The 24,659-nt window shown below is 71.8% G+C and carries 20 protein-coding genes; 9 read left to right on the forward strand and 11 right to left on the reverse strand.

What is annotated here, in order from left to right; translation table 11 throughout:
* Positions 1-79: 79 nt before the first annotated feature.
* From SHK17_RS08455 to SHK17_RS08465, 3 genes are all read left to right on the forward strand, one after another.
* Positions 80-547 carry a hypothetical protein gene (locus SHK17_RS08455; protein WP_322423991.1) on the forward strand — a complete coding sequence of 156 codons (468 nt, stop codon included), beginning with the start codon at positions 80-82 and terminating at the stop codon, positions 545-547.
* Between the two features lie 20 nt (positions 548-567).
* Positions 568-1,749, forward strand: a complete 1,182-nt coding sequence (locus tag SHK17_RS08460) for a zinc-dependent alcohol dehydrogenase (protein ID WP_322423992.1) — start codon at positions 568-570, stop codon at positions 1,747-1,749.
* Between the two features lie 63 nt (positions 1,750-1,812).
* Positions 1,813-3,117, forward strand: a complete 1,305-nt coding sequence (locus SHK17_RS08465; protein ID WP_322423993.1) for a DUF2254 domain-containing protein — start codon at positions 1,813-1,815, stop codon at positions 3,115-3,117.
* 25 nt (positions 3,118-3,142) lie between these two features.
* On the opposite strand, the gene SHK17_RS08470 is transcribed toward SHK17_RS08465, so the two are convergent.
* Both SHK17_RS08470 and uvrA read right to left on the reverse strand, forming a co-directional pair.
* Entirely contained in the window at positions 3,143-4,105 is a 963-nt protein-coding gene (locus tag SHK17_RS08470) for an NAD(P)/FAD-dependent oxidoreductase (protein WP_322424363.1), read from the reverse strand.
* Positions 4,106-4,189: 84 nt separating this feature from the next.
* Positions 4,190-6,712 carry an excinuclease ABC subunit UvrA gene (gene uvrA / locus SHK17_RS08475; protein ID WP_322921746.1) on the reverse strand — a complete coding sequence of 841 codons (2,523 nt, stop codon included), beginning with the start codon at positions 6,710-6,712 and terminating at the stop codon, positions 4,190-4,192.
* A gap of 245 nt (positions 6,713-6,957) precedes the next feature.
* On the opposite strand from uvrA, the gene SHK17_RS08480 reads away from it, so the two are divergent.
* On the forward strand, positions 6,958-7,341 hold the full coding sequence (locus SHK17_RS08480; RefSeq protein ID WP_322423995.1) for a DUF4186 domain-containing protein: 384 nt from the start codon (positions 6,958-6,960) through the stop codon (positions 7,339-7,341).
* A gap of 367 nt (positions 7,342-7,708) precedes the next feature.
* Here SHK17_RS08480 and glnA read toward each other — a convergent pair whose 3' ends face one another.
* Complete coding sequence (gene glnA, locus SHK17_RS08485) at positions 7,709-9,130, reverse strand: type I glutamate--ammonia ligase (protein WP_172273207.1); 1,422 nt, start codon at positions 9,128-9,130, stop codon at positions 7,709-7,711.
* Positions 9,131-9,311: 181 nt separating this feature from the next.
* Here glnA and SHK17_RS08490 point away from each other — a divergent pair, with 181 nt between their 5' ends.
* Positions 9,312-9,695, forward strand: a complete 384-nt coding sequence (locus tag SHK17_RS08490; RefSeq protein WP_172273204.1) for an RDD family protein — start codon at positions 9,312-9,314, stop codon at positions 9,693-9,695.
* Positions 9,696-9,709: 14 nt separating this feature from the next.
* On the opposite strand, the gene SHK17_RS08495 is transcribed toward SHK17_RS08490, so the two are convergent.
* From SHK17_RS08495 to lipB, 3 genes are all read right to left on the reverse strand, one after another.
* A complete protein-coding gene (locus SHK17_RS08495) occupies positions 9,710-10,417 on the reverse strand; it encodes a DUF4191 domain-containing protein (RefSeq protein ID WP_172273201.1) in 708 nt (235 codons plus the stop codon).
* A 75-nt stretch (positions 10,418-10,492) separates the two neighbouring features.
* Positions 10,493-11,434: a lipoyl synthase gene (gene lipA, locus SHK17_RS08500; RefSeq protein WP_172273198.1), complete on the reverse strand. Its 942-nt coding sequence runs from the start codon at positions 11,432-11,434 to the stop codon at positions 10,493-10,495.
* A gap of 99 nt (positions 11,435-11,533) precedes the next feature.
* Positions 11,534-12,262, reverse strand: coding sequence for a lipoyl(octanoyl) transferase LipB (lipB, locus tag SHK17_RS08505; protein WP_322921747.1), 729 nt, complete (start codon positions 12,260-12,262; stop codon positions 11,534-11,536).
* A 280-nt stretch (positions 12,263-12,542) separates the two neighbouring features.
* On the opposite strand from lipB, the gene SHK17_RS08510 reads away from it, so the two are divergent.
* The gene (locus SHK17_RS08510) at positions 12,543-13,142 is read left to right on the forward strand and encodes a hypothetical protein (RefSeq protein WP_322921748.1); all 600 of its coding nucleotides are present in this window, start codon (positions 12,543-12,545) and stop codon (positions 13,140-13,142) included.
* Here SHK17_RS08510 and SHK17_RS08515 read toward each other — a convergent pair.
* From SHK17_RS08515 to lpdA, 4 genes are all read right to left on the reverse strand, one after another.
* Positions 13,088-13,978 (reverse strand): TIGR01777 family oxidoreductase, encoded by an 891-nt coding sequence (locus SHK17_RS08515; protein ID WP_322424000.1) that lies wholly within the window; start codon positions 13,976-13,978, stop codon positions 13,088-13,090. The genes SHK17_RS08510 and SHK17_RS08515 overlap by 55 nt on opposite strands.
* A gap of 49 nt (positions 13,979-14,027) precedes the next feature.
* Positions 14,028-17,537 carry an ABC transporter ATP-binding protein gene (locus tag SHK17_RS08520; RefSeq protein ID WP_322424001.1) on the reverse strand — a complete coding sequence of 1,170 codons (3,510 nt, stop codon included), beginning with the start codon at positions 17,535-17,537 and terminating at the stop codon, positions 14,028-14,030.
* Between the two features lie 136 nt (positions 17,538-17,673).
* Positions 17,674-19,707: a 2-oxoglutarate dehydrogenase, E2 component, dihydrolipoamide succinyltransferase gene (sucB, locus tag SHK17_RS08525; RefSeq protein ID WP_172273186.1), complete on the reverse strand. Its 2,034-nt coding sequence runs from the start codon at positions 19,705-19,707 to the stop codon at positions 17,674-17,676.
* 37 nt (positions 19,708-19,744) lie between these two features.
* Positions 19,745-21,121, reverse strand: coding sequence for a dihydrolipoyl dehydrogenase (gene lpdA, locus SHK17_RS08530; RefSeq protein WP_322424002.1), 1,377 nt, complete (start codon positions 21,119-21,121; stop codon positions 19,745-19,747).
* 197 nt (positions 21,122-21,318) lie between these two features.
* Here lpdA and SHK17_RS08535 point away from each other — a divergent pair, with 197 nt between their 5' ends.
* Positions 21,319-21,678 carry a hypothetical protein gene (locus tag SHK17_RS08535; protein ID WP_172273180.1) on the forward strand — a complete coding sequence of 120 codons (360 nt, stop codon included), beginning with the start codon at positions 21,319-21,321 and terminating at the stop codon, positions 21,676-21,678.
* 10 nt (positions 21,679-21,688) lie between these two features.
* Here SHK17_RS08535 and SHK17_RS08540 read toward each other — a convergent pair whose 3' ends face one another.
* Positions 21,689-23,194: a leucyl aminopeptidase gene (locus SHK17_RS08540; RefSeq protein ID WP_322921749.1), complete on the reverse strand. Its 1,506-nt coding sequence runs from the start codon at positions 23,192-23,194 to the stop codon at positions 21,689-21,691.
* 65 nt (positions 23,195-23,259) lie between these two features.
* Between SHK17_RS08540 and gcvT the strand changes: the two genes are divergently transcribed.
* Both gcvT and SHK17_RS08550 read left to right on the forward strand, forming a co-directional pair.
* Complete coding sequence (gene gcvT / locus SHK17_RS08545; protein ID WP_322921750.1) at positions 23,260-24,369, forward strand: glycine cleavage system aminomethyltransferase GcvT; 1,110 nt, start codon at positions 23,260-23,262, stop codon at positions 24,367-24,369.
* A 1-nt stretch (position 24,370) separates the two neighbouring features.
* Positions 24,371-24,622 carry a hypothetical protein gene (locus tag SHK17_RS08550; protein WP_322424004.1) on the forward strand — a complete coding sequence of 84 codons (252 nt, stop codon included), beginning with the start codon at positions 24,371-24,373 and terminating at the stop codon, positions 24,620-24,622.
* The last annotated feature ends 37 nt before the right edge of the window (positions 24,623-24,659 follow it).

A 24,659-nucleotide genomic window follows, 5' to 3' on the forward strand; every position in this document is an offset into this window, starting at 1 on the left:
GCGCGTGACAGCGCCGGCCCTCCCAACACTCACGAGCGAGGTAGACATGACAGACGAGCTGAACGGCACAGGCGGGGCGATGAGCAAGGTCAGGGAGGCCGCACGAGGCGTCGTGAGCCGACTGCAGCAGACCCTCGCCGAGACCCCCGTCGCGATGGACGACGAGGCGCGGTCACGGTGGCGCAGCGTCACCATCAACCGCAGACAGGACGAGGTCATGCCCAGCGGGAAGCTGCCCGGCCCGCTGGCGGCGCTGGGCGACTCGGTCGAGGTCGAGGTCCGCCCGGCGCCGGGAGGGAAGGGCACCGAGCTGGCCGCCCGGCTCCGGACAGCAGGACCGACCGGCCCACGTTCAGTGCCTGCCTCCAGCGAAGACGAGGATCCGCGCGAGCGGGTCCGCTCGGCGTTGCGCGAGGCCAAGCAGTTGATCGAGGTCGGGGAGGTGCTGCGGGTCGATCCCGCCCCGCACGGCCACCGGCCGCCAACGCCGGGCGGCAAGCTCGTCGAGTCCGCGACCCGGCACGCGGGTGGGGAGGGAGTGCTGTGAAGGCGCTGTGCTGGACCGGGGTGAACGAGACGTCAGTGGAGTCGGTCGACGAGCCGACGATCCTCAACGACCGCGACATCATCGTGAAGGTAGGGCTGAGCACCACGTGCGGCTCGGACCTGCACCTGCTCGGCGGGTACATCCCGGCGATGCGGGCCGGGGACGTGTTGGGGCACGAGTTCATGGGCGAGGTCGTCGAGGTCGGAAAGGCCGTCCGCACCCATCAGGTGGGTGACCGGGTCACGGTCTGCTCGTTCATCGCGTGCGGGCAGTGCTGGTACTGCTCCCAGGAGCTGTTCTCGCTGTGCGACAACGGCAACCCGAACCCAGCTCTGACCGAGGGGATGTGGGGCAGCTCGATCGGTGGCTGCTTCGCCTACAGCCACGCGCTCGGCGGCTTCGCCGGCAGCCACGCCGAGTACGTGCGGGTGCCGTACGCCGACCAGGGTGCGTTCACCGTGCCGGACGGGGTCTCGGACATGTCGGCGCTGTTCGCCTCGGATGCCGCCCCGACGGGCTGGACCGGCGCTGACGGGGCCGGGATCACCCCGGGAGACACGGTCGCGGTGTGGGGCGCCGGCGGGGTGGGGCAGATGGCCGCGCGCGGAGCGATGTTGATGGGCGCCGAGCAGGTCATCGTCATCGACCGGCTCCCCGAGCGTCTCGAACAGGTCAGGCAGCACATCGGTGCGGAGACCTTGGACTACACCGAGGAGAACATCGTCGCCGAGCTCAAGGAGCGCACCGGTGGCCGTGGTCCGGACGTGGTCATCGAGGCAGTCGGGATGGAGGCCCACGGCGCTGGCGCGGTCGGTGGGCCGATGTACCTCTACGACCAGGTCAAGCAGCAGCTGCGGCTGCAGACTGACCGGCCTACTGCGCTTCGCGAAGCGATCTATGCCTGCCGCAAGGGCGGCAACGTGTTCATCCTCGGCGTCTTCGGTGGGGTCGTCGACAAGTTCCCCGTGGGCGCGATGATGAACAAGGCCCTCACCGTGCGCGGGGCGCAGCAGCACGGTCACCGCTACATCCCCCGGATCCTGCAGCACATCGCCGACGGTGAGCTCAGCACCGAGCACCTCGCCACGCACGTGATGCCGCTGGACCAGGGGCCGCAGGGTTATCAGATGTTCAAGGAGAAGCAGGACGGCTGCGTGCGCGCGGTCTTCCAGCCCCATGCGACGACCGGCTCGCCGTCATGACCCGCACCGACGGTCACACGTGACCAGACCGTCTGCCGGGGCGGCGCAGAAGCTCCACCTGCCGTGCGCGACAGCCTGTGGCTGGTGCCGTTGCTGTGCCTGCTCAGCGGCATCGGGCTGTGCATCGCCACCGCCGCGATCGACCGGGCCGCCGGCACGGCTCTGGTGCCGCACTGGGTGACGGGCGGACCTGCTGCGGCGCAGTCGGTGCTGAGCACGATCGTCACGTCGCTGGTCACGCTGATCACCCTCGTCCTGACGGTGATAACCGTGGCCGTGCAGCTGGCGATGGCCCAGTTCTCACCTCGGATTGTGGGAGCGTTGCTTCGAGACCGTCGGAGCCAGCTCACCCACGGCCTGTTCGCGGCCACCCTCGTCTACGCATTGCTCGCGATCCCGCAGGTCGACGACGTGGCCGCCGGCGGCGACGGCTACATGCCCGGGCTGACGATGCTGATCGCCTACCTGTTGATGCTGGCCAGCATCGTCGTCCTCGTGTTGTACGTCCACCACGCCGGTCAGACGCTGCGGGTCGCCGGGCTGATCGACCTGGTCGGTGACCACCTGCACGAGGAGCTGCACCGCGTCTACCCCGCCGACGCCGGCGCGCAGGCCGCCCCGGACCCGCAGGTGGTCACGGCACCGACACCGGGGGTCGTCGTGCGGATCGATGTGCCAGGGCTTGTTGATGCCGCCGCTGCCGCCGATTGCTCCCTGCAGCTGGTCCCGGCGATGGGCGACTTCGTTTGCGCTGGTGCGCCGCTGTTCCTCGTCGCCGCCGGGCACGGCGCACGGCTGGACCCCCGAGTTGCCGGCCTGGTGACACTAGGGAACGAGCGCTCCTACCCGGATGACCCGGCATATGGTTTCCGCCAGCTCGTGGACATCGCCGAGCGTGGGGTCTCCAGCCCCTTCGACGATCCCACCACCACCGTGCAGGCCATCGACCGGCTGCATGACGCGCTTCGCCAGCTGGCGACCCGCACGATCCCCACCGGCGAGCACCTCGACCACGACGGCATCGTGCGCCTCACCACACCCGCCCTGGACTGGACGGGCTACGTCCGGCTCACCTTCGACGAGCTCCGCCTCGCCGGAGCCAGCTCCCCGCAAGTCGCCCGCCGGCTACGCGCTGCGCTGGAGGATCTCCAGACCGTCGTACCTGGGACGCGGCGACCCGAACTCGACCGTCAGCTCGAGCTGCTGACCCTGGGCGTGAAAAAGTCCTTCGAGAGCGACCGCGACGTCATCAACGCGCTCACAGCCGATCAGCAGGGCCTGGGCTCCGGTCCCGACCTGGTGCGAGACATGGACCGCCGACAGGACGATCGGTCGCGCGAAGCTGACATGCACCTCAGGCCATCGTGACCGGTGAGGGATCGTTGGCTCAGAACTACTGCTGGGGTGCGCCGAGGCGCGCCTCGGGCATGAGCTCGGCGGCGAGACCGTCGCCGATCGCGGCCCGGGCGAGGGCACGCCCCAGCGAGGGCGCCTGCTTGAAGAGATCGTGACCGGCCACGAAGAGGACTCGACCTGCCTCCCACACGGCCACGCCGTCCTCACTCCACGGAAGGTCGGTCACCCAGCAGTGGACGAACTCGCGCGGCGCCGCGTAGACGCCGACCGCGCCGAAGTCGCCGCTGCCGTCCTGCAGGCACGCGACCCGCGCCGGGGCGGCGCCTTTCACGGCGAAGGTCAACCGCACGTGTGCGGCCAGCCGGACTGGCAACGAAAGGCCGACGCTCCGCGCCTGGCGTGCGGTCTCGCGACCAGCGCACACGACGACATTCGAGTAGACAGCGCAGTCGGTGACGCTGCGCACCTCGACCGTGCCAACGCCGCGGGGTTCGATGGACACCACCTCGCCGGTCATCACGGCGTCCCCGAGCTCACCCGCGAGCGCTTTGATCGCGGCGCGAGTACGGATCGCGCCGCCCGCCTCGTCGAACATCGCCGGTCCGGAGTATCCAGCAAGCAGCGGCATTCGCTCAGCGAGCTCGTCTGACCCGATCGCGCGCGCGGCCACGCCGCCGACACGGTCCAGCACACGCAGCCGCGCGAGCGCGCTCGCGCCGATCGCCACCGCACCATCTGACGAGACCAGCTCGACGTCGAACCGTTCGGCCCAGTCAGCCCACACTGCGCGGCTCTCGCGCGCGAACGCGACGAGCCGCGGGTCGTCGTGCGCATGCCGGAAGATCCGCGACTCGCCGGCGGACTGTCCCTGGCCGGGCAGACCGGTCTCGTACAGACGCACGCTGACGCCCTGCTCGCGGAGCGCGTACGCAGTGGAGAGGCCAACAATGCCGCCTCCGATCCACGGACGCCGAAGGGACGCCGTCGAGCTGCGGTTCAGCCAACACCCCGCCGGCGCGGCTGGGGACACGTGCTCGCTTGTCCGGATCGGGCGTGGCCGAATGGTCGCTGCAGGCTCCTGCCTTCACCGCGCCGTGGGCGATGTCGCTGACGTTGGACGGTGCGCAGTAGCTGCTGATGATGCTCGGGATCTTGCTGAGGAGTCTGCTCGGGGTCGACGGGCCAGTCGGCGCGCAAGGTACGGCGCGGTGGCGCTGCCCGCGGCCGAGGCGACGTCGGTGGGAGTGCCGGCGGCGACCACCCGTCCACCTGCATCGCCTCCGCCCGGACCGAGGTCGATGACCCAGTCGGCGGTGGCGATGGTGTCGAGGTCGTGCTCGACGAGGACGACGGTGTTGCCGGCATCGACGAGCAGGTGGAGCTGTCGCAGCAGCAGGGCGATGTCGGCGGGGTGGAGGCCCGCCGTCGGTTCGTCGAGCAGGTACAGCGCGTGACCGCGGCGAGCGCGCTGCAGCTCGGTGGCCAGCTTGATGCGCTGCGCCTCACCGCCGCTGAGCTCTGTCGCGGGTTGGCCCAGCCGCAGGTACCCCAGCCCCACCTCGCGCAGCGTCTCGAGACTGCGGGAGGCGGCAGGGACGTCCGCGAGGAACCTCGCCGCGTCGTCGACCGTCATCGACAGCACGTCGGCCACGGTCTTGCCCTCGTAGGTCACCTCCAGCGTCTCGGCGTTGTAGCGGGAGCCATGACAGGTCGGGCACGCTGCGTAGGTTCCCGGCAGGAACAACAGCTCGACAGCCACGAAGCCCTCGCCCTGACAGGTCTCGCTCCGGCCCTCGGCGACGTTGAACGAGAACCGCCCGGCGCCGTAGCCACGGGCCTTTGCCTCGTCCGTCGCCGCGTACAGCTTGCGCACCGCGTCGAACATCCCGGTGTACGTCGCCAGGTTGGACCGCGGCGTACGCCCGATGGGGCGCTGGTCCACCAGGACGAGACGGTCGAACGACTCGAGACCCGAGGCGTCCTCCACGTCGACCTCGAGATCGGCCTGGTCGGGGTCCTCGGGTGCCAGGCCCAGATGGCAGCGCACGAGCTCGGCGAGGACCTGCGTGACCAGCGTCGACTTCCCCGACCCGGAGACGCCGGTGACCGCTGTCAACACGCAGAGCGGGATGTCGACCGAGACGTCGGTGAGGTTGTGGCGAGAGACGCCGCGCAGGTGCAGGTGGCCGTGCGGGGCCCGCGGGGTGTGGTCCAGGGGCTCGGCGCGCCCGAACAGGTACCTGCTGGTGGCGGACTCCTCGATCGCCTCCAGCCCGGCCACCGGGCCGCTGTAGAGCACCCGACCTCCGCCCTCCCCGGCGTCCGGTCCGATGTCGATGACCCAGTCGGCGCGTCGTACGACGTCCATGTCGTGCTCGACCACGAACAGCGTGTTGCCGGATGCCTTGAGCCGGGCCAACACGTCGAGCAGCGGCTCGGCATCGGCTGGGTGCAGGCCGGCCGAGGGCTCGTCCAGCACGTAGACGACTCCGAACAGGCCGGACCGCAGCTGGGTCGCGATGCGCAGGCGCTGTGCCTCACCGGGCGACAGGGTCGTCGAGGAGCGCCCGAGGCTGAGGTAGCCGAGGCCGAGGTCGAGCAGCACCTCGATGCGCGCGACCAGGTCGGCGCAGATCCGCACCGCCACCTCGTTGGTCTCCTCGGGCAGCTCGGCGACGGGCCGCAGCACAGCGACCACTTCGGCGAACGACATCGCGTTGATCTCGGCGATGGACCACCCGGCGACCGTGACCGCGAGCGCCTCCGGCCGCAGCCCGCTGCCGAGACACTCGGGACATGACACGCTCCGCACGAACCGCAGCGCCCGTTCGCGCATCCGCTCGCTCGTCGAGTCGGCGAGCACGTGCATGACGTGCTTGCGGGCGCTCCAGAACTTCCCGTAGTAGCCGTGGTCGACCCGATCCCGTTGCGGCTTGATCAGCACCGATGGCTGCTCGTCGGTGTAGAGCAGCCAGTCCCGGTCCTTCTTCCTCAGCCTGCCCCACGGCTTCTCGATGTCGATGTCGAGACCACTCACGATGCTGCGCAGGTTGGCACCCTGCCAGGCACCGGGCCAGGCCGCGATCGCGCCCTCGCGGATGCTCAGCGACGGGTCCGGGACGAGGAGGTCCTCGGCCACGTCGTGCACGACGCCCAGACCGTGGCAGCGCAGGCAGGCACCGGCGGCGGTGTTCGGCGAGAAGGCTTCGGCGGCCAGGTGCGCGGCACCCGACGGGTAGGTCCCTGCACGTGAGTAGAGCATTCGCAGGAGGTTCGACAGCGTCGTGATCGTGCCGACCGTCGACCGGGAGCTCGGCGCACCGCGCCGCTGCTGGAGGGCCACGGCCGGCGGGAGTCCGGTGATCTCCTGCACGTGCGGCGCACCGACCTGTTGAAGCAGCCGACGGGCGTACGGCGCGACCGACTCGAAGTAGCGGCGCTGCGCCTCGGCGTACAGCGTGCCGAACGCGAGCGACGACTTGCCGGAACCGGAGACGCCGGTGAACGCGACCATGGCGTCGCGCGGGATGTCGACGTCGACGTCGCGCAGGTTGTGCTCGCTCGCGCCCCGCACGTGCACGAAGGTGTCGCTCGGGTCATAGGTCACGATCCATCCTGACCCGCCGCACGCGTGAAGGAGAATCCTCTGAGATGCGCTCGGCATCGCGGTGCCGTTCGCTGATCCTGCGTGCCACGCCGGCCGCTGAAGCAACGGGCGGTGATGAGCCAGGGGTCGAACGGCGAACTGGGCGTGATTGACGCCTTCCATCACCTGCGCATCCAGCTCCGAGGTTGCCCGGCCGATGCGCCCGTGCACGTCAGATTCTGCATGTCAGTGCCTAGTCTGGGGGAGTGCCCGACCCCGCCGAGATCGACGTACGAATCGACCGTGCGAGCGCTCGACCGTTCGGGCGGAGGTTCCACCTGCGCGGGCGCGAGCGGGCGACGGCTGAGCTGCGCGGTCCGCAGACAATGCGGGCGCACGCCGCGGAGATCATCGCGGAGCGGTTGGCGCCGGCGGAGCCGCGCAACGACGGCCGCCAGACCCCGTACCGCAACCACCCCGTGTTCGTGGCCCAGCATGCCACCGCGACCTGCTGCCGCAGCTGCCTGGAGACGTGGCACGGCATTGCGAAGGGACGTCGGCTCGACCGCGGCGACAGGGCATACGTGGTCGAGGTGATCGGGCGCTGGATCGATCGCGAGCTGGGAGCCTCCGCCGAAGGCCGAGGCTAGGGCAGCACCAGCTCCGTCACCCGACCCGTGCGCGAAGCCAACGGTTCGTCCCCGGCGCCAGTCCTTTGGCTTTCGGCAGCCCGCCACCAGGCGCAACGACAACGGCGACCCCGTCTGGGAGTGACCACTTCAGTGCGTGTTGGACCCCGTTCTGCGCAGGACTCAGACAGCAACTTGTGCCCATGCTGGCGTACTGTCCCGAAATCTGATTCAAGCTGTGACCGTGTCCGGGTGTGCAACAAGCCATCGAGAAAGAACGTGAGACGCCGCCAAGCGACCAGAAGGTCACTTGACGGCGTTTCCGCAGGTCAGAGGCGGTTTTCTTCGGTTGATCAGCAACCTTCAGGACCGTCCCAGACGGTGAGAATCAGATGTCGTAGTAGAGCTCGAACTCGTGCGGGTGCGGCCGCAGCTGCACCGGGGCGATCTCCTGGGTCCGCTTGAAGTGGATCCACGTCTCGATCAGGTCGTCGGTGAAGACACCGCCGGCCGTCAGGTAGTCGTGGTCCGCCTCGAGGGCGTCCAGCACGGCACCGAGGGAGGTCGGCACCTGGTCGATGTCGGCCATCTCGTCCGGCGGCAGCTCGTAGATGTCCTTGTCGATCGGGTCGGCCGGCTCGATCTTGTTCTGCACGCCGTCGAGGCCGGCGAGCATGAGCGCGGCGAAGGCGAGGTAGGGGTTCGCCGAAGGGTCGGGGAAGCGGGTCTCCACGCGCTTGGCCTTGGGGTTGGCGCCCGTGATCGGGATGCGGACCGAGGCGGAGCGGTTGCGCGAGGAGTAGACCAGCGAGATCGGTGCCTCGAAGCCCGGCACCAGGCGGTGGTAGGAGTTCACCGTCGGGTTGGTGAACGCCAGCAGCGACGGCGCGTGGGCCAGGATGCCGCCGATGTACCAGCGGGCGGTGTCGGACAGGCCGGCATAGCCGGTCTCGTCGAAGAACAGCGGCTCGCCGTCCTTCCACAGCGACTGGTGGACGTGCATGCCGGAGCCGTTGTCGCCGAAGATCGGCTTGGGCATGAAGGTGACCGACTTGCCCTGCTCCCAGGCGGTGTTCTTGATGAGGTACTTGAACTTCATCACGTCGTCGGCGGCCTTGAGCAGCGTGTCGAAGCGGTAGTTGATCTCCGCCTGGCCGGCCGTGCCGACCTCGTGGTGGGCACGCTCGACGAGCAGGCCGCACGCCTCGAGGTTCTTGACCATGTCGGCGCGCAGGTCGCTGTAGTGGTCGTAGGGCTCGACGGGGAAGTAGCCGCCCTTGAGCCGGGTCTTGTAGCCCTTGTTGTCGCCGTCGTCCTTGCCGGAGTTCCACCAGCCCTCGACGGAGTCGATGTGGTAGTAGCCCTCGTTGACGCCGGTGCTGTAGCGGACGCTGTCGAAGATGTAGAACTCGGCCTCGGGCGCGAAGTACGCCGTGTCGGCGATGCCGGTCGAGTCGAGGTAGGCCAGCGCCTTGCGGGCGATGTTGCGCGGGTCGCGGCTGTAGGCCTCGCCGGTGATCGGGTCGTGGATGAAGAAGTTGACGTTCAGCGTCTTGGACTTGCGGAACGGGTCGACGTACGCCGTGGTCGGGTCGGGGAAGAGCGACATGTCCGACTCGTTGATCGCCTGGAAGCCGCGGATGGAGGAGCCGTCGAAGCCGAGGCCGTCGTCGAACACGCTCTGGTCGAACGAGGACACCGGGACCGTGAAGTGCTGCATCACACCCGGCAGGTCGCAGAAGCGGACGTCGACCATCTCGACGCCCTCGTCCTTGATGAACTTCAAGAGCTCATCGGAGTTGTTGAACATTCGGAGATCCTCCTTGACGGCGCCCAGCGCACGTCGAGTTGCAGCGTCACGGAACGGGGCCTCGTTGCACCGTGCCGCCACGCTAGGCGGGAGCAGTTTCCTGACCGTATCCCGATTGTTTCGGCCGTGTTACAAGTGCCCGGCCGGTGACCGCCGTACGGACCCCACCTAGGCTGGGAACGTGTCGAGCGTCGTAACACCGGAGCTCCGGTCCGCCACCTGGGGCCGGCGGGTCCTCGCGCTGTTCATCGACTGGGTGACGTGCCTCGCCATCGTCGAGGGCCTCGTCGCGACCGGATTCCTCGGCGGCAACCCCAACGGCCTGGGCACGCTGGCGCTCTTCGTCGTCGAGTCGGCGCTGTTCACCGCCGTGACCGGCGGCTCGTTCGGCAAGCTCGCCACCCGGCTGCGCGTCATCCGCCACGACGCCCCGGGCCAGCCCGTGTCGCTGCTGCGGGCGCTGGTGCGCTCGGTGCTGATCGCGCTGCTCGTCCCGCCGCTGCTGACGTTCGACGGGCGCGGCCTGCACGACGTCGCCGCGGGGACGCGGACCGTCGCGCTCTAGGCGTGCTGGTCGGGTCAGCGACCGCGCTGCTGCGAGCGCATCCCCTTCATGGAGGTCGGGACCGGGCCCTTGGGCAGCGGCAGCTTGCCGCGCTGGGCGTCGAGCGCCCTGAGCCGCTGGAGGATGTCGGTCATCTCGGCCGGCTTCACCGAGCGGCCGAGCTTTTGCACGTGGCGCACCAGCTTGGGCAGCGGGACCTCGCCCTCGCCGCGACCGCAGACGACCTCGTGGATGGGCACCTCGTAGGCGACGCGCTCGTGCTTCTTGCGCTCGGTGACGAGCAGCTGCTTGACGCGGCTCTGGCTCGAGCCCTCGCCGACCAGGACGATCCCGGGCGGACCGACGACGCGGTGCACGACGTCCTGCTGCTTGGTGAAGCCGACGACCGGGTCGACCTTCCAGCCGCGGCGCAGCATCTGGAGCGCACCCGCGGCGGCGGCCGGCTGACCCTCCATCTGGGTGTACGCCGCCTTCTGCGCACGGCGGCCGAACACCAGCAGCGTGCAGAGCAGGCCGATGAGCAGGGCGCCGACGATCGAGATGATCAGCGAGATGGTGCCCGAGCCCGGCAGCAGCCACATGACGCCGAAGCCGATGGCCGCGCCCAGGACGAAGACGCCCAGGAGGATCCAACCCAGGCGCGGGTCGCTGCGCTTGGCCATCGTGTAGGTCTGCATGATCTGCCCGCGGCGCGAGCTCGGCGTGGGTGCGGCGGTCGACATCAGGATGGCCCTGTCCAGCTAGGTGCGGTCGGTGAGGTGGAGCGGGGGGGTCGGGACGTGCCCGACGTGGGCGGTTCAGGCGGTCGCGGCGGCGCGCGCGTCCATGGCCTGACCGTACAGCCGTCCGGCGCGGTAGGACGAGCGGACCAGCGGACCCGACAGCGCGCCGGCGAAGCCGATCTCGTCCGCCTCGGCCTTGAGCTCGACGAACTCCTCGGGCTTGACCCAGCGCTCGACGGGGTGGTGGCGGGGGGAGGGGCGGAGGTACTGCGTGATCGTGATCAGCTCGCACCCGGCGTCGTGCAGGTCGCGCAGCGCCTGGCTGACCTCCTCACGGGTCTCGCCCATGCCGAGGATCAGGTTGGACTTGGTCACCAGGCCGAAGTCGCGGGCCTGGGTGATGACGTCGAGCGAGCGGTCGTAGCGGAACGCCGGGCGGATCCGCTTGAAGATCCGCGGGACCGTCTCGACGTTGTGGGCGAGGACCTCGGGACGCGACTCGAAGACCTCGGTGAGGAGGTCCGGCTTGCCGTTGAAGTCGGGGATGAGGTTCTCCACGCCCGTGTCGGGGTTGAGCTCGTGGATGGCGCGCACCGTCTCGGCGTACAGCCAGGCGCCGCCGTCGGGGAGGTCGTCGCGCGCGACGCCGGTGATGGTGGCGTAGCGCAGCTGCATCTTCTGCACGGACTCGGCGACGCGGCGCGGCTCGTCACGGTCGAGCGGCTGGGGCTTGCCGGTGTCGATCTGGCAGAAGTCGCAGCGGCGGGTGCACTGGTCGCCACCGATGAGGAAGGTGGCCTCGCGGTCCTCCCAGCACTCGAAGATGTTGGGGCAGCCGGCTTCCTGGCACACCGTGTGCAGCCCCTCGGACTTCACCAGGTTCTGCAGCGAGGTGTACTCCGGGCCCATCTTGGCCCGGGTCTTGATCCACTCCGGCTTGCGTTCGATCGGGGTCTCCGCGTTGCGGATCTCCAGTCGGAGGAGCTTGCGTCCTTCAGGTGCGGGAGCGGTGGTCACACGCCTCACTCTACGACGGCGTCCGGGCGCCCCCAACTCGCCCTGAGCCGGAGCCGGAGGCACATCCCGGGGACGACGCCGCGCTGAGCGGCGTACGCCTCAGGCGCCCGGCCGGACCAGCTCGATGCGCGGCGCGCGGGCCGACTCGGGACGCGGCTCGTAGTCGGGCGTGGCGTCGTAGGGCTGCCAGGCGAGGTAGGCCGACAGGTGCTCGCGCACGCTCGGCAGCACGTCGCGCACGGTGACGTCGCGCCCCAGCTCCTGCGACAGCGAGGTGACGCCGGCGTCGGCGATCCCGCACGGCACGAACCGGTCGTACCAGCCGAGGTCGACGTCGCAGTTGAGCGCGAAGCCATGCATCGTCACGCCGCGGCTGACCCGGATGCCGATGGCAGCGATCTTGCGCTCCGGGCCGCGGTCGTCGGCCCGCAACCACACCCCGCTGCGCCCCGGCACGCGCGCCGTGGTGACCCCGAGGTCGGCGCACACCGCGATCAGCGCCTCCTCGACGCGACGGACGTAGTCGACGACCTTGACGTGGTCGGGCAGCCGGACGATCGGGTAGCCGACCAGCTGGCCGGGGCCGTGGAAGGTGATCTTGCCGCCGCGGTCGACGTCGATGACGTCCGCGCCGCCCGGGTCGAGCGGCCGCTCGTGGGGGTCGGTGCGCTTGCCGGCCGTGAAGACCGGCGGGTGCTCGAGGAGCAGGACCGTGTCGGGGCGGCTGCCGGCGACGACGGCCTCGTGCAGGTGGCGCTGGGCGTCCCAGGCGGCGAGGTAGTCGACGGCGTCGTCGCCGAGGCCGGCGATCTCGTAGTCCAGCGGCATGCCGCGAGCCTACGCCGCTGGCCTCGGCCGCCGGGTGGGGGACACGTGTCCGAGACGTTGCCCTCGTACGGCCGGCGCGGGGGCGGCTTCTCGGACACGTGTCCGGGACATGGCCGTCGTACGCCCGGCGCGGGGGCGGCTTCGCGGACACGTGTCCGGGACATGGCCCTCGTACGCCCGGCGCGGGGGCGGCTTCTCGGACACGTGTCCGCGTGAACCCGCACCCCGCGGCCTGTGGATGACGCCTGCAGCAGCATCGGGGATCCGCCACGCTGGACAGGTGGACCCCCGACGCCTCCTGCCCGTCCTCGCGGCGCTGGCCTCGGCCTGCGTCGCGGCGACGCTGGTCGTGTCGCTCGGCCGGGCCGGCGAGGGCGCGCCACGGGGCGGCGAGTCGCCAGCAGCGCAGGTGACCCGGGCGGCCGGGGCGGTGACCGACGGACCGGCCGCCGTCCTGGCGCGCTGGGACGCGCGGCGGGCGGAGGCGTGGGCCGCCGCGGACGCGGAGGCGCTGGCGGGGCTGTACGTCGCCGGCTCGCGCACCGGGGCGGCGGACGTGCGGCTGCTGCGCGACTACCGCGAGCGCGGGCTCACCGTCGAGGGACTGACGACCCAGCTCCTGGCCGTCCAGGTCATGGAGCGGACGCCTGACCGGCTGGTGCTGGTGGTCACCGACCGCGTCTCGGGCGGCCGGGTGGTCGGCGCGGACACCGATGTCGCGCTCCCCGCCGACCGGGCGTCGACGCGCCGGGTGGTCCTGGTGCGGGACCACGCCGGCGGGGGAGCGGCCTGGCTCGTGGCCGAGGCGTCCGCCCGGGGCGGAGCTCAGGACAGGGCGGCGGCAAGGACCTCGCGGACGTCCTCGTCCTCGAAGTCGTAGCCCGCCCGCTCGAGCGCCGCGGGGCGGGCGTTGACCGAGCCCAGCAGCTCGGGCGCCATGTCGCCGGCAGCCGCCCTCAGGACCGAGCCGGGCACCGCGAGGAACGCCTTGCGGTGCAGCGCGTGGGCGAGGGCCCGGGTGAACTCGGCGTTGGTGGGCGTACGCGGGCAGCACAGGTTGAAGGGCCCGGAGACGTCGCGCGACTCGATCAGGTAGCTCGTCGCGCCGATCCAGTCGCGCAGCGAGATCATCGGCATGTGCTGCTCGCCCGAGCCGAGGCGGGCCCCGCCACCCGCCTGGAAGAGCAGTCGCAGCTGCTTGAGCGGGGGAGCCGTGCGGTCCATCACCGGAGCCGTGCGCAGGACGCACACCCGCGAGCCTGCGGCGCGGGCCTCCTCGGCCGCCTCGTCCCACTCCCGGGCGACCCGGGTGAGGAGCGCGTCGCCGCGGCTGTCGGACTCCTCGGTGACCGGGGCGTCGCCGTGGTCGCCGTAGAAGCTGATGCCGTTGCCGGCCATGAACGCCGCCGGGCGCTCGCTCGCCGCGATGGTCCGGGCCAGCAGCCGGGTGGTCGAGACCCGCGACTCCATGACCTCCTCGGCCCACTTCCGCGAGTGCGGGTTGCCGGCGACGCTGGCGCCCGCGAGGTTGACGACGGCGTCGGCGCGGTCGACGACGGCGGCGTCGATCTGGCCGGCGGCCGGGTCCCACCGCGACTCGTGCTCGGAGGCCGGCTCACGCCGGACGAGCGCGGTCACCTCGTGCCCGTGGACCCGGAGGTGGTCGGAGAGGTGGGTGCCGAGGAAGCCCGACGCTCCGGCGATGAGGACACGCATGCCTCCACCCAACCATGTGCTCCAAGCTGGTCCGGGCGGCTCCGCGGCGTCAGCCGGCCAGGTGTGCCCAGCGCGCGGAGAGCTCGGACCACGGGCCGTCGTCGACCACACGACCGGAGTCGAGCACGACCACCCGGTCGGCCTGGGCGAGCGCGGCGGACTTGCTGGTGGCTCCGATCACCGCAGCGCCGCGGGCGCGGAGCGCGTGCCACAGCTCGATCTCCGTGCTGGCGTCGAGCGCCGACGACACGTCGTCGGCCAGCAGCACGTCGGCCTCGGCCGCGAGCGCGCGGGCCAGCGCGAGCCGCTGGACCTGTCCTCCGGAGAGGCGGACGCCGCGGTGGCCGACGAGGGCGTCCGGGCCGCCGGCCTCGGCCACGTCGCGGCCCATGCGGGCCGCCTCCAGGGCGGGCACGACCGCGCGGTCGGGGTGGTCGAGGGCGACGTTGCCGGTGAAGGTGCCCGAGAGCACGCGCGGCACCTGGGCGACGTGTGCCACGCGACCGGGCCGCAGCGTGATCTGCGGGTCGGTGACGACCTCGCCGTTCCAGCGGATCTCGCCCGTGCTGGTCACCAGCCCGGCCAGCGCGCCGAGGAGGCTGGACTTGCCCGAGCCGACCTGACCGAGCAGCAGCACGAGCTCGCCCGCCGCCACGTCGAGGTCGACGCCCTGGACGCCGAGGGTGCCGTCGTCGTGGATCGCGTCGAGGTCACGGATGCTGAGCGAGTGCAGCGGCTCACGCGGTGCCCGGTCGGGCGCGGGGCCGGTCCCGGCGACGAGGTCGACGCCGGGCGGCAGGTCGACGAGGTCGCCGCCGCCCGCGAGCTCGCTGGTGGCGTTCATCCAGGCGCGCACACCGGGCGCCTCGGTCACGACGGAGCCGGCCACGCGGCCGAACCAGTCGAAGCCGCTGACGGCGTTGGCGATGAGCAGCGCGGTCGCGAGCTCCCACCGGCCGGTCAGCAGGCCGGCCCACGCCGCGACGACGCCGCACTGCACCATCACGAGCGGCACGCCGTCGAGCAGCGCCTGGACGCGGTGCTCGCGGACGGCCGCGTCGACCCGGCCGCCGTCGACGTCGCGCAGGTGCTGGTGCACCTGGGGAGTCGCGGCGGCGAGCTTGACCGTGCGCACCGACTCGAGGGCCGACACGAGTGACTGCCCGAACGTCGCCCGCGCGGTGGACGCAGCGGCCGCGGACCGGCCCGCCACCCGGCGGCCGAGGGTCGAGGCGAGCGCGGAGACGACCATCACCGTCAGCAGGACCGCCCCGGCGACCCAGGTCTGGGCGATGAGGGCGGTGAGGGCGGCCACGATCAGGCCGTTGACGAAGTCGACCCAGCGGTCGGTGTAGCGCGCCAGCCGGTCGGCGTCCATCGTGCGGGCGACGACCTCACCGGGCGGCGTGCGGAGCAGGCGACGCTGCGAGGTCTGGCCGTGGAGCACCGCCGCACGCACCCGGAGCCGCACCTCGACCCACCAGTGGGGGTAGGTGCGGAACGCCTGGGCGAGCAGGAACGGCGCGACCACCAGCGAGGCGACCAGCGCGAGCAGGAGCAGCCCCGGGCTGTCCCCGGCCTGGAGGTCGGTGACGATGTGTCCCCAGACCCAGCCCGTGATGGCGCCGAAGGCACCGGTGAGGGAGGACAGCAGGAAGAGCACGGCGCCCAGCAGCCCCCACTGCGGCTGGATGCTCACGGTGTGGAGCACCGCCCTGGCCAGGCTCGGGGTGGGCGCGAGCTCGGGCGGCGGCGGGGGAGTCGTGCTGCGGCGCACCGACCCGATCGTGGAGTCGTCGTGGTGGTGCGCCTCGACGACCGCCTCGTGGGCGGCGGCCGCGAGGAGGTCGCGGAAGGGACCCTCCTCGGCCGCGAGCCGCGCCCGGGGGCCCTGCTGGACGACACGGCCGGACTCGAGCACGGCGACCTGCTCGGCGCGCTCGGTGGTGGAGAGCCGGTGGGCGACGAGGATGCCGGTGCGTCCGGCGATCAGGCGGTCGGCGGCACGGACGACGCGGGCCTCGGTGACCGGGTCCATCCGGGCGGTCGCCTCGTCGAGGACGACGACGCTGACGTCGCGCACGAGGAGCCGGGCGAAGGCGACCAGCTGCTCCTCGCCTGCCGACAGGCTGGTGCCCCCGGGTCCGAGGACGGTGTCGAGGCCCGCGGGGAGGCCGGCGACCCAGTCGGTGAGGCCGAGCTCGGCGACCGCCGCCTCGACGGTGGCGCGGGGCGCGTCGTCGAACAGGGTGATGTTGTCGGCGAGCGTGCCGGCGAGGACCTCGGTGCGCTGCGTGACGACGCCGACGGCGGCCCGCAGCTGCTGCAGGTCGAGGTCGAGCACGTCGACGCCGCCGAGGAAGACCGAGCCGCGGGGCGGCTCGACGGCGCGGGAGAGCAGCGAGGCGAGGGTCGACTTGCCGGAGCCGGTGCGGCCCACGAGCGCGCACGTGTGGCCGGCGGTGAGCAGCAGGTCGACGTCGCGTAGCGCGAAGGTGCCGGTGCCGTAGCTGAACGCGAGGTGGCGGAACTCCACGTCGAGTGGACCGTCGGGCACGGGGAGGCCGCCGGTCGGCTCGGCCGGCGAGGCCAGCATCCCGCGCAGCCGGAGCACCGCGCCGAAGCCCTCTTGGAGGTCGGGCAGGTGGCGGGCGAGCATGTCGACGCCGCCGACGAACATCGTCGTGACGAGGAAGAGGGTCACCAGCCGCGCGGTCGACAGGTCGCCGGACAGCACCAGCGCCACGCCGACGACGCCGACCGCGGCGAGGGCGCCGTGGAGCAGGCCGCCGCTGCGGCGGGTGATGCGGACCTCGACGGCCAGCACCGCGTCGAGGGTGCGGTGGACGACGGAGGCCAGGTGAGCGTTGCGGCGCAGGACGTGGGCCTGGCCCAGCGACGTGCGGAGGTCGTCGCGGGCGGCCACGCCCTCCTCCGTGGAGGCGGCGTGGTCGGTCCAGGCGGCCTCCTCGACCACCTTCTTGAGCGCCACCTGGGGCAGCAGCTTGCGGACGACGAGGAACGTCGCGACCGCCGTCAGCGGGAAGAGGAAGACCGCCGGCCACCAGGTCAGGGACGCGACCACCCACAGCGGGCCGGAGGCCAAGAACGTGCGCGCCGCCTGCCAGACGCCCCAGCGCATCAGCTGGCCGACCTCCCAGGTGTCGTCGTCGATGCGGTCGAGCACCTCGCCGACGGCCTGCTCGGAGAGCTCGGAGAGCGGCTGGGCCATCGCGGCGTCGAGCAGGTCGGAGCGGAGCCGGCCCTCGGCCCGGTCGCAGATGCCTGCCCAGATCGTCTTGGCGACGGTGTCGATCACCGCACCGCCGACGACGCAGGCCGCGAGCAGCACGAGCAGGCCCTCGGTGGGGCTGTCGGCGAGCCGGCCGGCCACCATCGACCCGAGCGACGCGGCGACGGCGCCGAGGAGCGACATCGAGAAGCAGAGGTAGCTCAGCGGACGGCGCACGCGCCGCCAGTCGACGGGCTGGCGGTGTGCGGGGAGCCCCGACCCGGAGGTGGTCGCGTCGGTGGGGCGGGAGGCTTCGGTGATCGTCACGGTGTCTTCAGGCTAGGTGGTGGAGCCGACAGCGCGCTCCCGAATAAGGGTGGGGCCGCGCACACCACAGGACCCTGGCCGACGGGTCGGCCGGGGTCCTGCGTGGGAGCTGCTGCTCCGGGTCGTGCGGCGCTCCTCAGACCTCGAACTGACCGGCCTCGAGGCGCTTCTTGACCTCCTGGAGGAAGCGGCCCGCGTCGGCGCCGTCGACCAGTCGGTGGTCGTAGGTGAGCGACAGGTGGACCATGTGGCGCACCGCGATCGTCTCGCCGAGGTTGGGGTCGTCGATCACCACGGGACGCTTCACCACGGCACCGGGGCCGAGGATCGCGACCTGCGGCTTGTTGATGATCGGGGTGTCGAACAGGGCCCCGAAGCTGCCGAGGTTGGTGATCGTGAAGGTCCCGCCGGACAGCTCGTCCGGGGTGATCTTGTTGGTGCGGGTGCGCTGGGCGACGTCGGCGATCTTCTTGGCCAGGCCGGCGATCGAGAGGTCGCCCGCCTCCTTGACGACCGGCGTCAGCAGGCCCTTCTCGGTGTCCACGGCGAAGGCGATGTTCTCGCGGTCGAAGTAGGTCACCTCGCCCTTCTCGGCGTCGATCGCCGCGTTGAGCTTGGGGTGCAGCTTGAGCGCGTCGATGGCGGCCTTGGCGAAGAACGGCAGGTAGGTCAGCTTCACGCCCTCACGGGCCAGGAAGTCGGCCTTCGCGGCCTCGCGCAGCCGGGCGATCGAGGTCACGTCGACCTCCATCACCTGCGTCAGCTGGGCGGCCTCCTGCAGCGACTCGACCATGCGCGTGGCGATGACCTTGCGCAGCCGCGACAGCGGCTCGGTCGTGCCGCGCAGCGGCGACGGCGCGGACGACGTCGGTGCGGCCGCCGGGGCAGCGCTGGCGGCAGCAGGAGCGGCGGCCACGGGTGCGGCCTGCTGGGCCTGCTGCTGGCTCTGCTGCTGGGCCGCCGCGGCTGCGTCGAGGACGTCCTGCTTGCGGATCCGGCCACCGACGCCGGTGCCCTGCACCGCGCCGAGGTCGACGCCGTGCTGGTCGGCCATCTTGCGCACCAGCGGGGTGACGTACGCCGTCTGGTCGCGGCCGCCCTCAGCGGAGCCGGACGCAGACCCGGAGACGGAGCCGGCCGCGGGGGCCCGGCTCGCGGCGTCGTCGCGCTGGGGCTCGGGCTCGCCCTCGGCCGTGGGGGCGTAGGGTGCCTCACCGAGGGCGCGCGGCTCGGCCTCTTGCTGCTGCGCCTGCTGGGGCTGCTCCTGCGACTGCTCCTGCTGAGCGGGGGAGTCCTGCTTCTCCGCCTCGGGGGTCTCGTCGCCGGGGGGCAGGCTGCCGGTCTCCTCGGCGATCTGCTCCTCCTGCTCGGCCTTCTTCTCGGCGTTCGCCTCGTCCTTGGGCTGCGCCTCGGGGGCCTGCGGCTCACCCTGCGAGCCGCCGGAGCCGGCGTCGCCGGAGCCGATGATCGCGAGCTCGGCGCCGACCTCGACGGTCTCGTCCTCCTCGGCCTTGATCTCCAGCAGGGTGCCGGCGACGGGGGAGGGGATCTCGGTGTCGACCTTGTCGGTGGAGACCTCGAGCAGCGGCTCGTCGACCGCGACCTCGTCGCCGACCTGCTTGAGCCAGCGGGTGACGGTGCCCTCGGTGACGGACTCACCCAGCGCGGGCAGCGTGACCGGCGTACCGGCGCCGCCGCCCGAGGACGAACCACCGGAGGACGAGCCGCCGGACGAGGCTGCCTGCTCGGCCGCGGGCTCCTGCTCGGCGGGGGCGTCCTCCTTCTGCGACTCGGGGGTCTCGTCGCCGGGCGGCAGGCTGCCGGTCTCCTCGGCGACCTGCTCCTCCTGCTCGGCCTTCTTCTCCGACTGCTCCTCGTCCTTCGGCTGAGCCTCCGGCTCGGCGGAGTCGGAGGCGTCGCCGGCCGACTCGCCCTCCTCGCCCACGACGGCGAGGACCGCGCCGACCTCGACGGTGTCGTCCTCGTTGGCCTTGATCTCCAGCAGGGTGCCGGCGACGGGGGAGGGGATCTCGGTGTCGACCTTGTCGGTGGAGACCTCCAGCAACGGCTCGTCGACGGCAACCGTGTCACCGACCTGCTTGAGCCAGCGGGTGACGGTGCCCTCGGTGACGGACTCGCCGAGTGCGGGGAGGGTGACTTCGGAGGCCATGTGGTTCCTTCGCTCGCGTGTGGGTGGGGTTCAGGTGTCAGGAGTGGGCGTGCAGCGGCTTGCCGGCGAGGGCCAGGTGCGCCTCACCGAGGGCCTCGTTCTGCGTCGGGTGCGCGTGCACCAACGGGGCGACGTCGTCGGCGTGCGCCTCCCAGTTGTAGATGAGCTGCGCCTCGCCGATGAGCTCACCGACGCGGTCTCCCACCATGTGGACGCCGAGCACGGGGCCGTCGGTGAGGCCGACCAGCTTGACGAAGCCCTGGGTCTGCAGGATCTGGCTCTTGCCGTTGCCGCCGAGGTCGTAGGTCACCGTGGTGACCGCGTCGCCGTGCAGCTCACGGGCCCGCGCCTCGTCGAGGCCGACGGAGGCGATCTCGGGGTGGGAGTACGTCACCCGCGGGATGCCGGTCTCGTCGACGGGCTGCGGGTCGAGGCCGGCGATGTCCTCGGCGACGAAGATGCCCTGCTGGAAGCCACGGTGGGCCAGCTGCAGCCCCGGGACGATGTCGCCGACGGCGTAGACGCCCTCGACGTTGGTGCGGCAGCGCTCGTCGGTGAGGACGAAGCCGCGCTCCATCTCGACGCCCTGCTCGGCGTAGCCCAGGCCGTCGGTGGACGGTCCGCGGCCGACCGCGACGAGCAGCAGCTCGGCCTCGACGACGTCGCCGCCCTCCACGGTGACCGCGACGCCCGTGTCGGTGGTCTTGACGCTCTGGAACGGCGTGCCGGTGAGGAAGGTGATGCCGCGCTTGCGGAAGGCCCGCTCGAGGGCCTTGGAGGAGGCCTCGTCCTCGGCGGCCACGAGGCGTGGCAGGGCCTCGATGATCGTGACGTCGGCGCCGAAAGACCTCCACACGCTGGCGAACTCGCAGCCGATGACACCGCCGCCGAGCACGATCACGGAGGCGGGGACCCGGTCGAGCCGGAGCGCCTGCTCGGAGGTGATGACCTTCTCGCCGTCGACCTCGAGGCCGGGCAGCGTCCTGCTGTAGGAGCCGGAGGCGAGCACGACGGTCCTGCCGGTGTGCTCGGTGCCGTCGACGGTCACGGTGCGCGGGCCGGTCAGCGTGCCGGTGCCCTCGATCACGGTGATGCCGCGGGACTTGATGAGACCGGTGAGGCCCTTGAAGAGCCGGTCCACGACCTTGTCCTTGTAGGAGTTCACGCCGACCATGTCGATCCCGTCGAGGCTGGCGTGGACGCCGAACCTGGCGGCGTCGCGGGCCGAGTCGGCGACCTCCGCGGCGTGGAGCAGGGCCTTGGTCGGGATGCAGCCCACGTGGAGGCAGGTGCCGCCGAGGTTGCCCTTCTCGACCAGTCCGACCGTCAGCCCCAGCTGGGCCGCCCGCAGGGCACAGGCGTAACCGCCCGAACCAGCCCCGAGGACGAGTACGTCGTACTCACCGTCCGCCACAGATGTCCCTCCACACTTCGACTCGTCCCTGCCGATCCACCGCGGGCCCGTCGAGATCCCGGGTCCGGGCGCGTCCATCTTTGCACTCTTTGTGAGGCTGTCCACACCGGGTCAGGGTCAGCCCGGACGTCAGCCGAAAGGTGGAACCGGACGCCGAACGGCGGGGGCGGTGGGCAGGCTCCGGCAGAATGTCCGCCATGGGCATGTTCGACCGATTCCGGCGCAAGGGGCGCACCAGTCGTCCGGCGCAGGACGCCGCGCGCACCGGCTCCACCCGCGTGCGCGCCTCCGACGGCGACGACGTGCGCCATCTCGAGGCCTTCGTCACCACGCGGCAGGGGGTCGAGGGGTTCGTCGAGCCTCGCACCGCGGTGAGCGACGTGACCATCCTGCTGGTGGCCCACGACGGTGAGTGGACGCGCCGCCGGGTGCCGAGCGTGAAGTGGGCCCACGACTTCGCCAACCGCAACCGCGTGCCGTCCTACGACGCCGCCGTGGTCGGCGTGCCGCAGCGGATGCGCGACTACAACAAGCGCAAGAAGGCCGAGGGGATCTGACCCCGGCCGGTCAGCCCTCGGCCAGCGACCGAGCGAACGCGACGAGCGTGGTGACGCCGAACCCGGTCGCGCCCGAGGGGACGTGGCCGTAGGGACCGCCGGTGTTGATCTCCTTGCCGGCGATGTCGAGGTGCGCCCACGGCAGCCCGCCGGTGAACTCGCGCAGGAACGCCGAGGCGTAGAGACCACCACCCCACCGCACCCAGTCGTGCTGGAGCAGGTCGGCGACCTTGGAGCTGGTGATCCGCTCCGACATCTCCTCGGGGATCGGCATGGGCCAGTGCTGCTCGCCCGCGGCCACGCCCGCGGCGAGGACGGCGGGGACCTGGTCGTCGGTGCCCATCACCGCGCCGACCTTGTCGCCGAGCGCCAGCTGCATGTGGCCGGTCAGGGTGGCGATGTCGACCACCACGTCGGGCTGCTCCTGCACGGCCATCGACAGCGCGTCGCCGAGCAGCATGCGGCCCTCGGCGTCGGTGTTGGCGATCTCGACGGTCGTGCCGTTGTGCATCGTGATCACGTCGCCGGGACGCGTCGAGGTGGCCGAGACCATGTTCTCCGCCATCGGCGCGAAGGCGGTCACCTTCACCGGCAGGCCCAGCCGCGCGATGGCGAGGGTCGCGGCGACCACGCTGGCCGCGCCGGCCATGTCGCCCTTCATGTTGAGCATGCTGGACGACGGCTTGATGGTGAGGCCGCCGGAGTCGAAGGTGACGCCCTTGCCGACCAGCGCGAGGTGCGCGACGGCGTTCTTCGGCGCCCACGTGAGCCGCACCAGCCGCGACGGAGCGGCGGAGGAGTCGCCGACGCTGAGGATGCCGCCGCAGCCCATCTCCGCCAGCTGCTCGTGGTCGAACACCTCCAGCTTGACCTTGGGGGCGCCGCGGCCCTTGGTGACCTCCTGGTGCGCGGCCGTGACCAGGTCGGCGAGGAGCGGCGGCGTGCAGTCGCGGGGCGGGGTGTTGACCCAGTCGCGGCAGAGGGTGACCGCGTCGGCGAGGACCTCGGCCGACTCGAGCGCCGCGACGGCCTCGGCGCGGCGTGCCAGGGCGGTCAGCACGACGACGTCGGTGGGTCCGGTGGACTCGCTCGTCGCTGACTTGTAGGCGGTGAAGGTGTAGCCGCCGAGGCGGTGCCCCTCGACGACCGCGGCGACGAGCTCCGGGGTCTCGCTCGGCAGGGCGAGGGCGACCGACGCCGCGTTGGCGACGCTGCGGGCGGCGACTCCCGCCGCGCGGCGTACGGCGACGGGGTCGGCGGGGTCGTCGCCGAGGCCGACGAACACCAGCAGGGGCGCCTTGACCTCGTCGCGGGTGGGCGCCTTCACGGCCTCGCCCGCCTTGCCGGTGATGCCCATCGTGGACAGGAACGGGCCCAGCCGCCGGCCGTAGGCCTTGCTGACCTCCTCCGCCGCGTCGCACAGCCGTGGACCCTTCTCGCCGGCGACCACTCCCACCACGACGGCGTCGGCTCGGGTCTTGGCGGGGCTGGCGGTGCGCAGGGAGTACGTGGTCACCGGGGCATGCTAGGCGAGCCCGAGGCGGGGCGGGTGGCGAGATCCGCTGAGGTAGGTTTCGGCGCATGGCCGCCACGCTCAAGCAGTCGCCCCTCCATGACCGCCACGAGGCCCTCGGAGCCAAGTTCGCGGAGTTCGGCGGGTGGTCGATGCCGCTGGAGTACCCGACCGGGGTCGTCAAGGAGCACACCACGGTCCGCGAGACCGTCGGCGTCTTCGACGTGAGCCACCTCGGCAAGGCGATGGTGGCGGGTCCGGGCGCTGCCGAGCTCGTCAACGCCACGCTCTCCAACGACCTGGCCAAGATCGAGCCGGGCAAGGCCCAGTACACCCTCTGCCTCGACGAGTCCGGCGGCATCGTCGACGACCTGATCGCCTACTGGCACGACGACGAGCACGTGCTGCTCATCCCCAACGCCGCCAACGCCGCCGAGGTCGTGCGCCGGTTGCAGGCCGCCGCACCCGCGGGCGTCAAGGTGGTCGACCATCACGACGACTACGCCGTGCTGGCCGTCCAGGGCAGCCGCTCGGACGAGGTGCTGGAGAAGGTCGGCCTGCCGACCGGCCACGGCTACATGTCCTTCGTCGAGGCCGAGCTGCACGACACCGGGGTCGGCGTCGTGGTGTGCCGCACGGGCTACACCGGCGAGCGCGGCTACGAGCTGGTCGTCGTCAACGACGCCGCGGGCGAGCTGTGGGACGCGCTGATGGCCGCCGGCGCCGAGCACGGCATCACGGCGTGCGGCCTCGGCGCCCGCGACACGCTCCGCACCGAGATGGGCTACCCGCTGCACGGCCAGGACATCGGGTTGGACACCAACCCGGTCGAGGCCGGGCTCGCGTGGGCGGTGGGCTGGAACAAGGAGTCCTTCTGGGGTCGCGACGCGGTCGTCCGGGTCAAGGAGGAGGGGCCCAGGCGCCGGCTGCGCGGTCTCGTCGCCCTCGGCCGTGGCATCCCGCGGCCCGGGATGGGGGTCACCCTCACCCACGACATCCCCCTGGCCGACATCACCTCCGGCACCTTCTCCCCGACGCTCAGGAAGGGCATCGGCCTGGCGCTGATCCCGACGATGGTCGCCGAGGACGCGCAGGTCGGCGTCGACGTCCGCGGCCGGCGCGAGATCTTCCAGCTCGTCAAGCCGCCGTTCGTGGACCCGTCTGTCAAGGAGTCCTGACGTGCTGCCCGGACAGCCCCCGACCTTCCGCCCGCCGTCGGCCTCCGAGCGGCCGTGGTGGTGGCGCCTCGAGGACGCCTCGGGCGAGGCCGTCGAGCTCGCCGGCTACTCCGGGGAGCGGTTCGGCACGCAGGGCGACGCCGAGTCGTGGGTCGGCGAGATCTGGGCCGAGCTGGCCGAGCACGGCGTGGCCGCGGTGACCCTGTTCGAGCACGAGCGGCAGGTCTACGGGCCGATGCCGCTCAGCGCCTGAGCCCATCCACGCCGGGTCCGGCTCCGAACCACGGGTC

Origin of the sequence: Nocardioides renjunii, from assembly GCF_034661175.1 — a bacterium.
Classification (GTDB): domain Bacteria; phylum Actinomycetota; class Actinomycetes; order Propionibacteriales; family Nocardioidaceae; genus Nocardioides; species Nocardioides renjunii.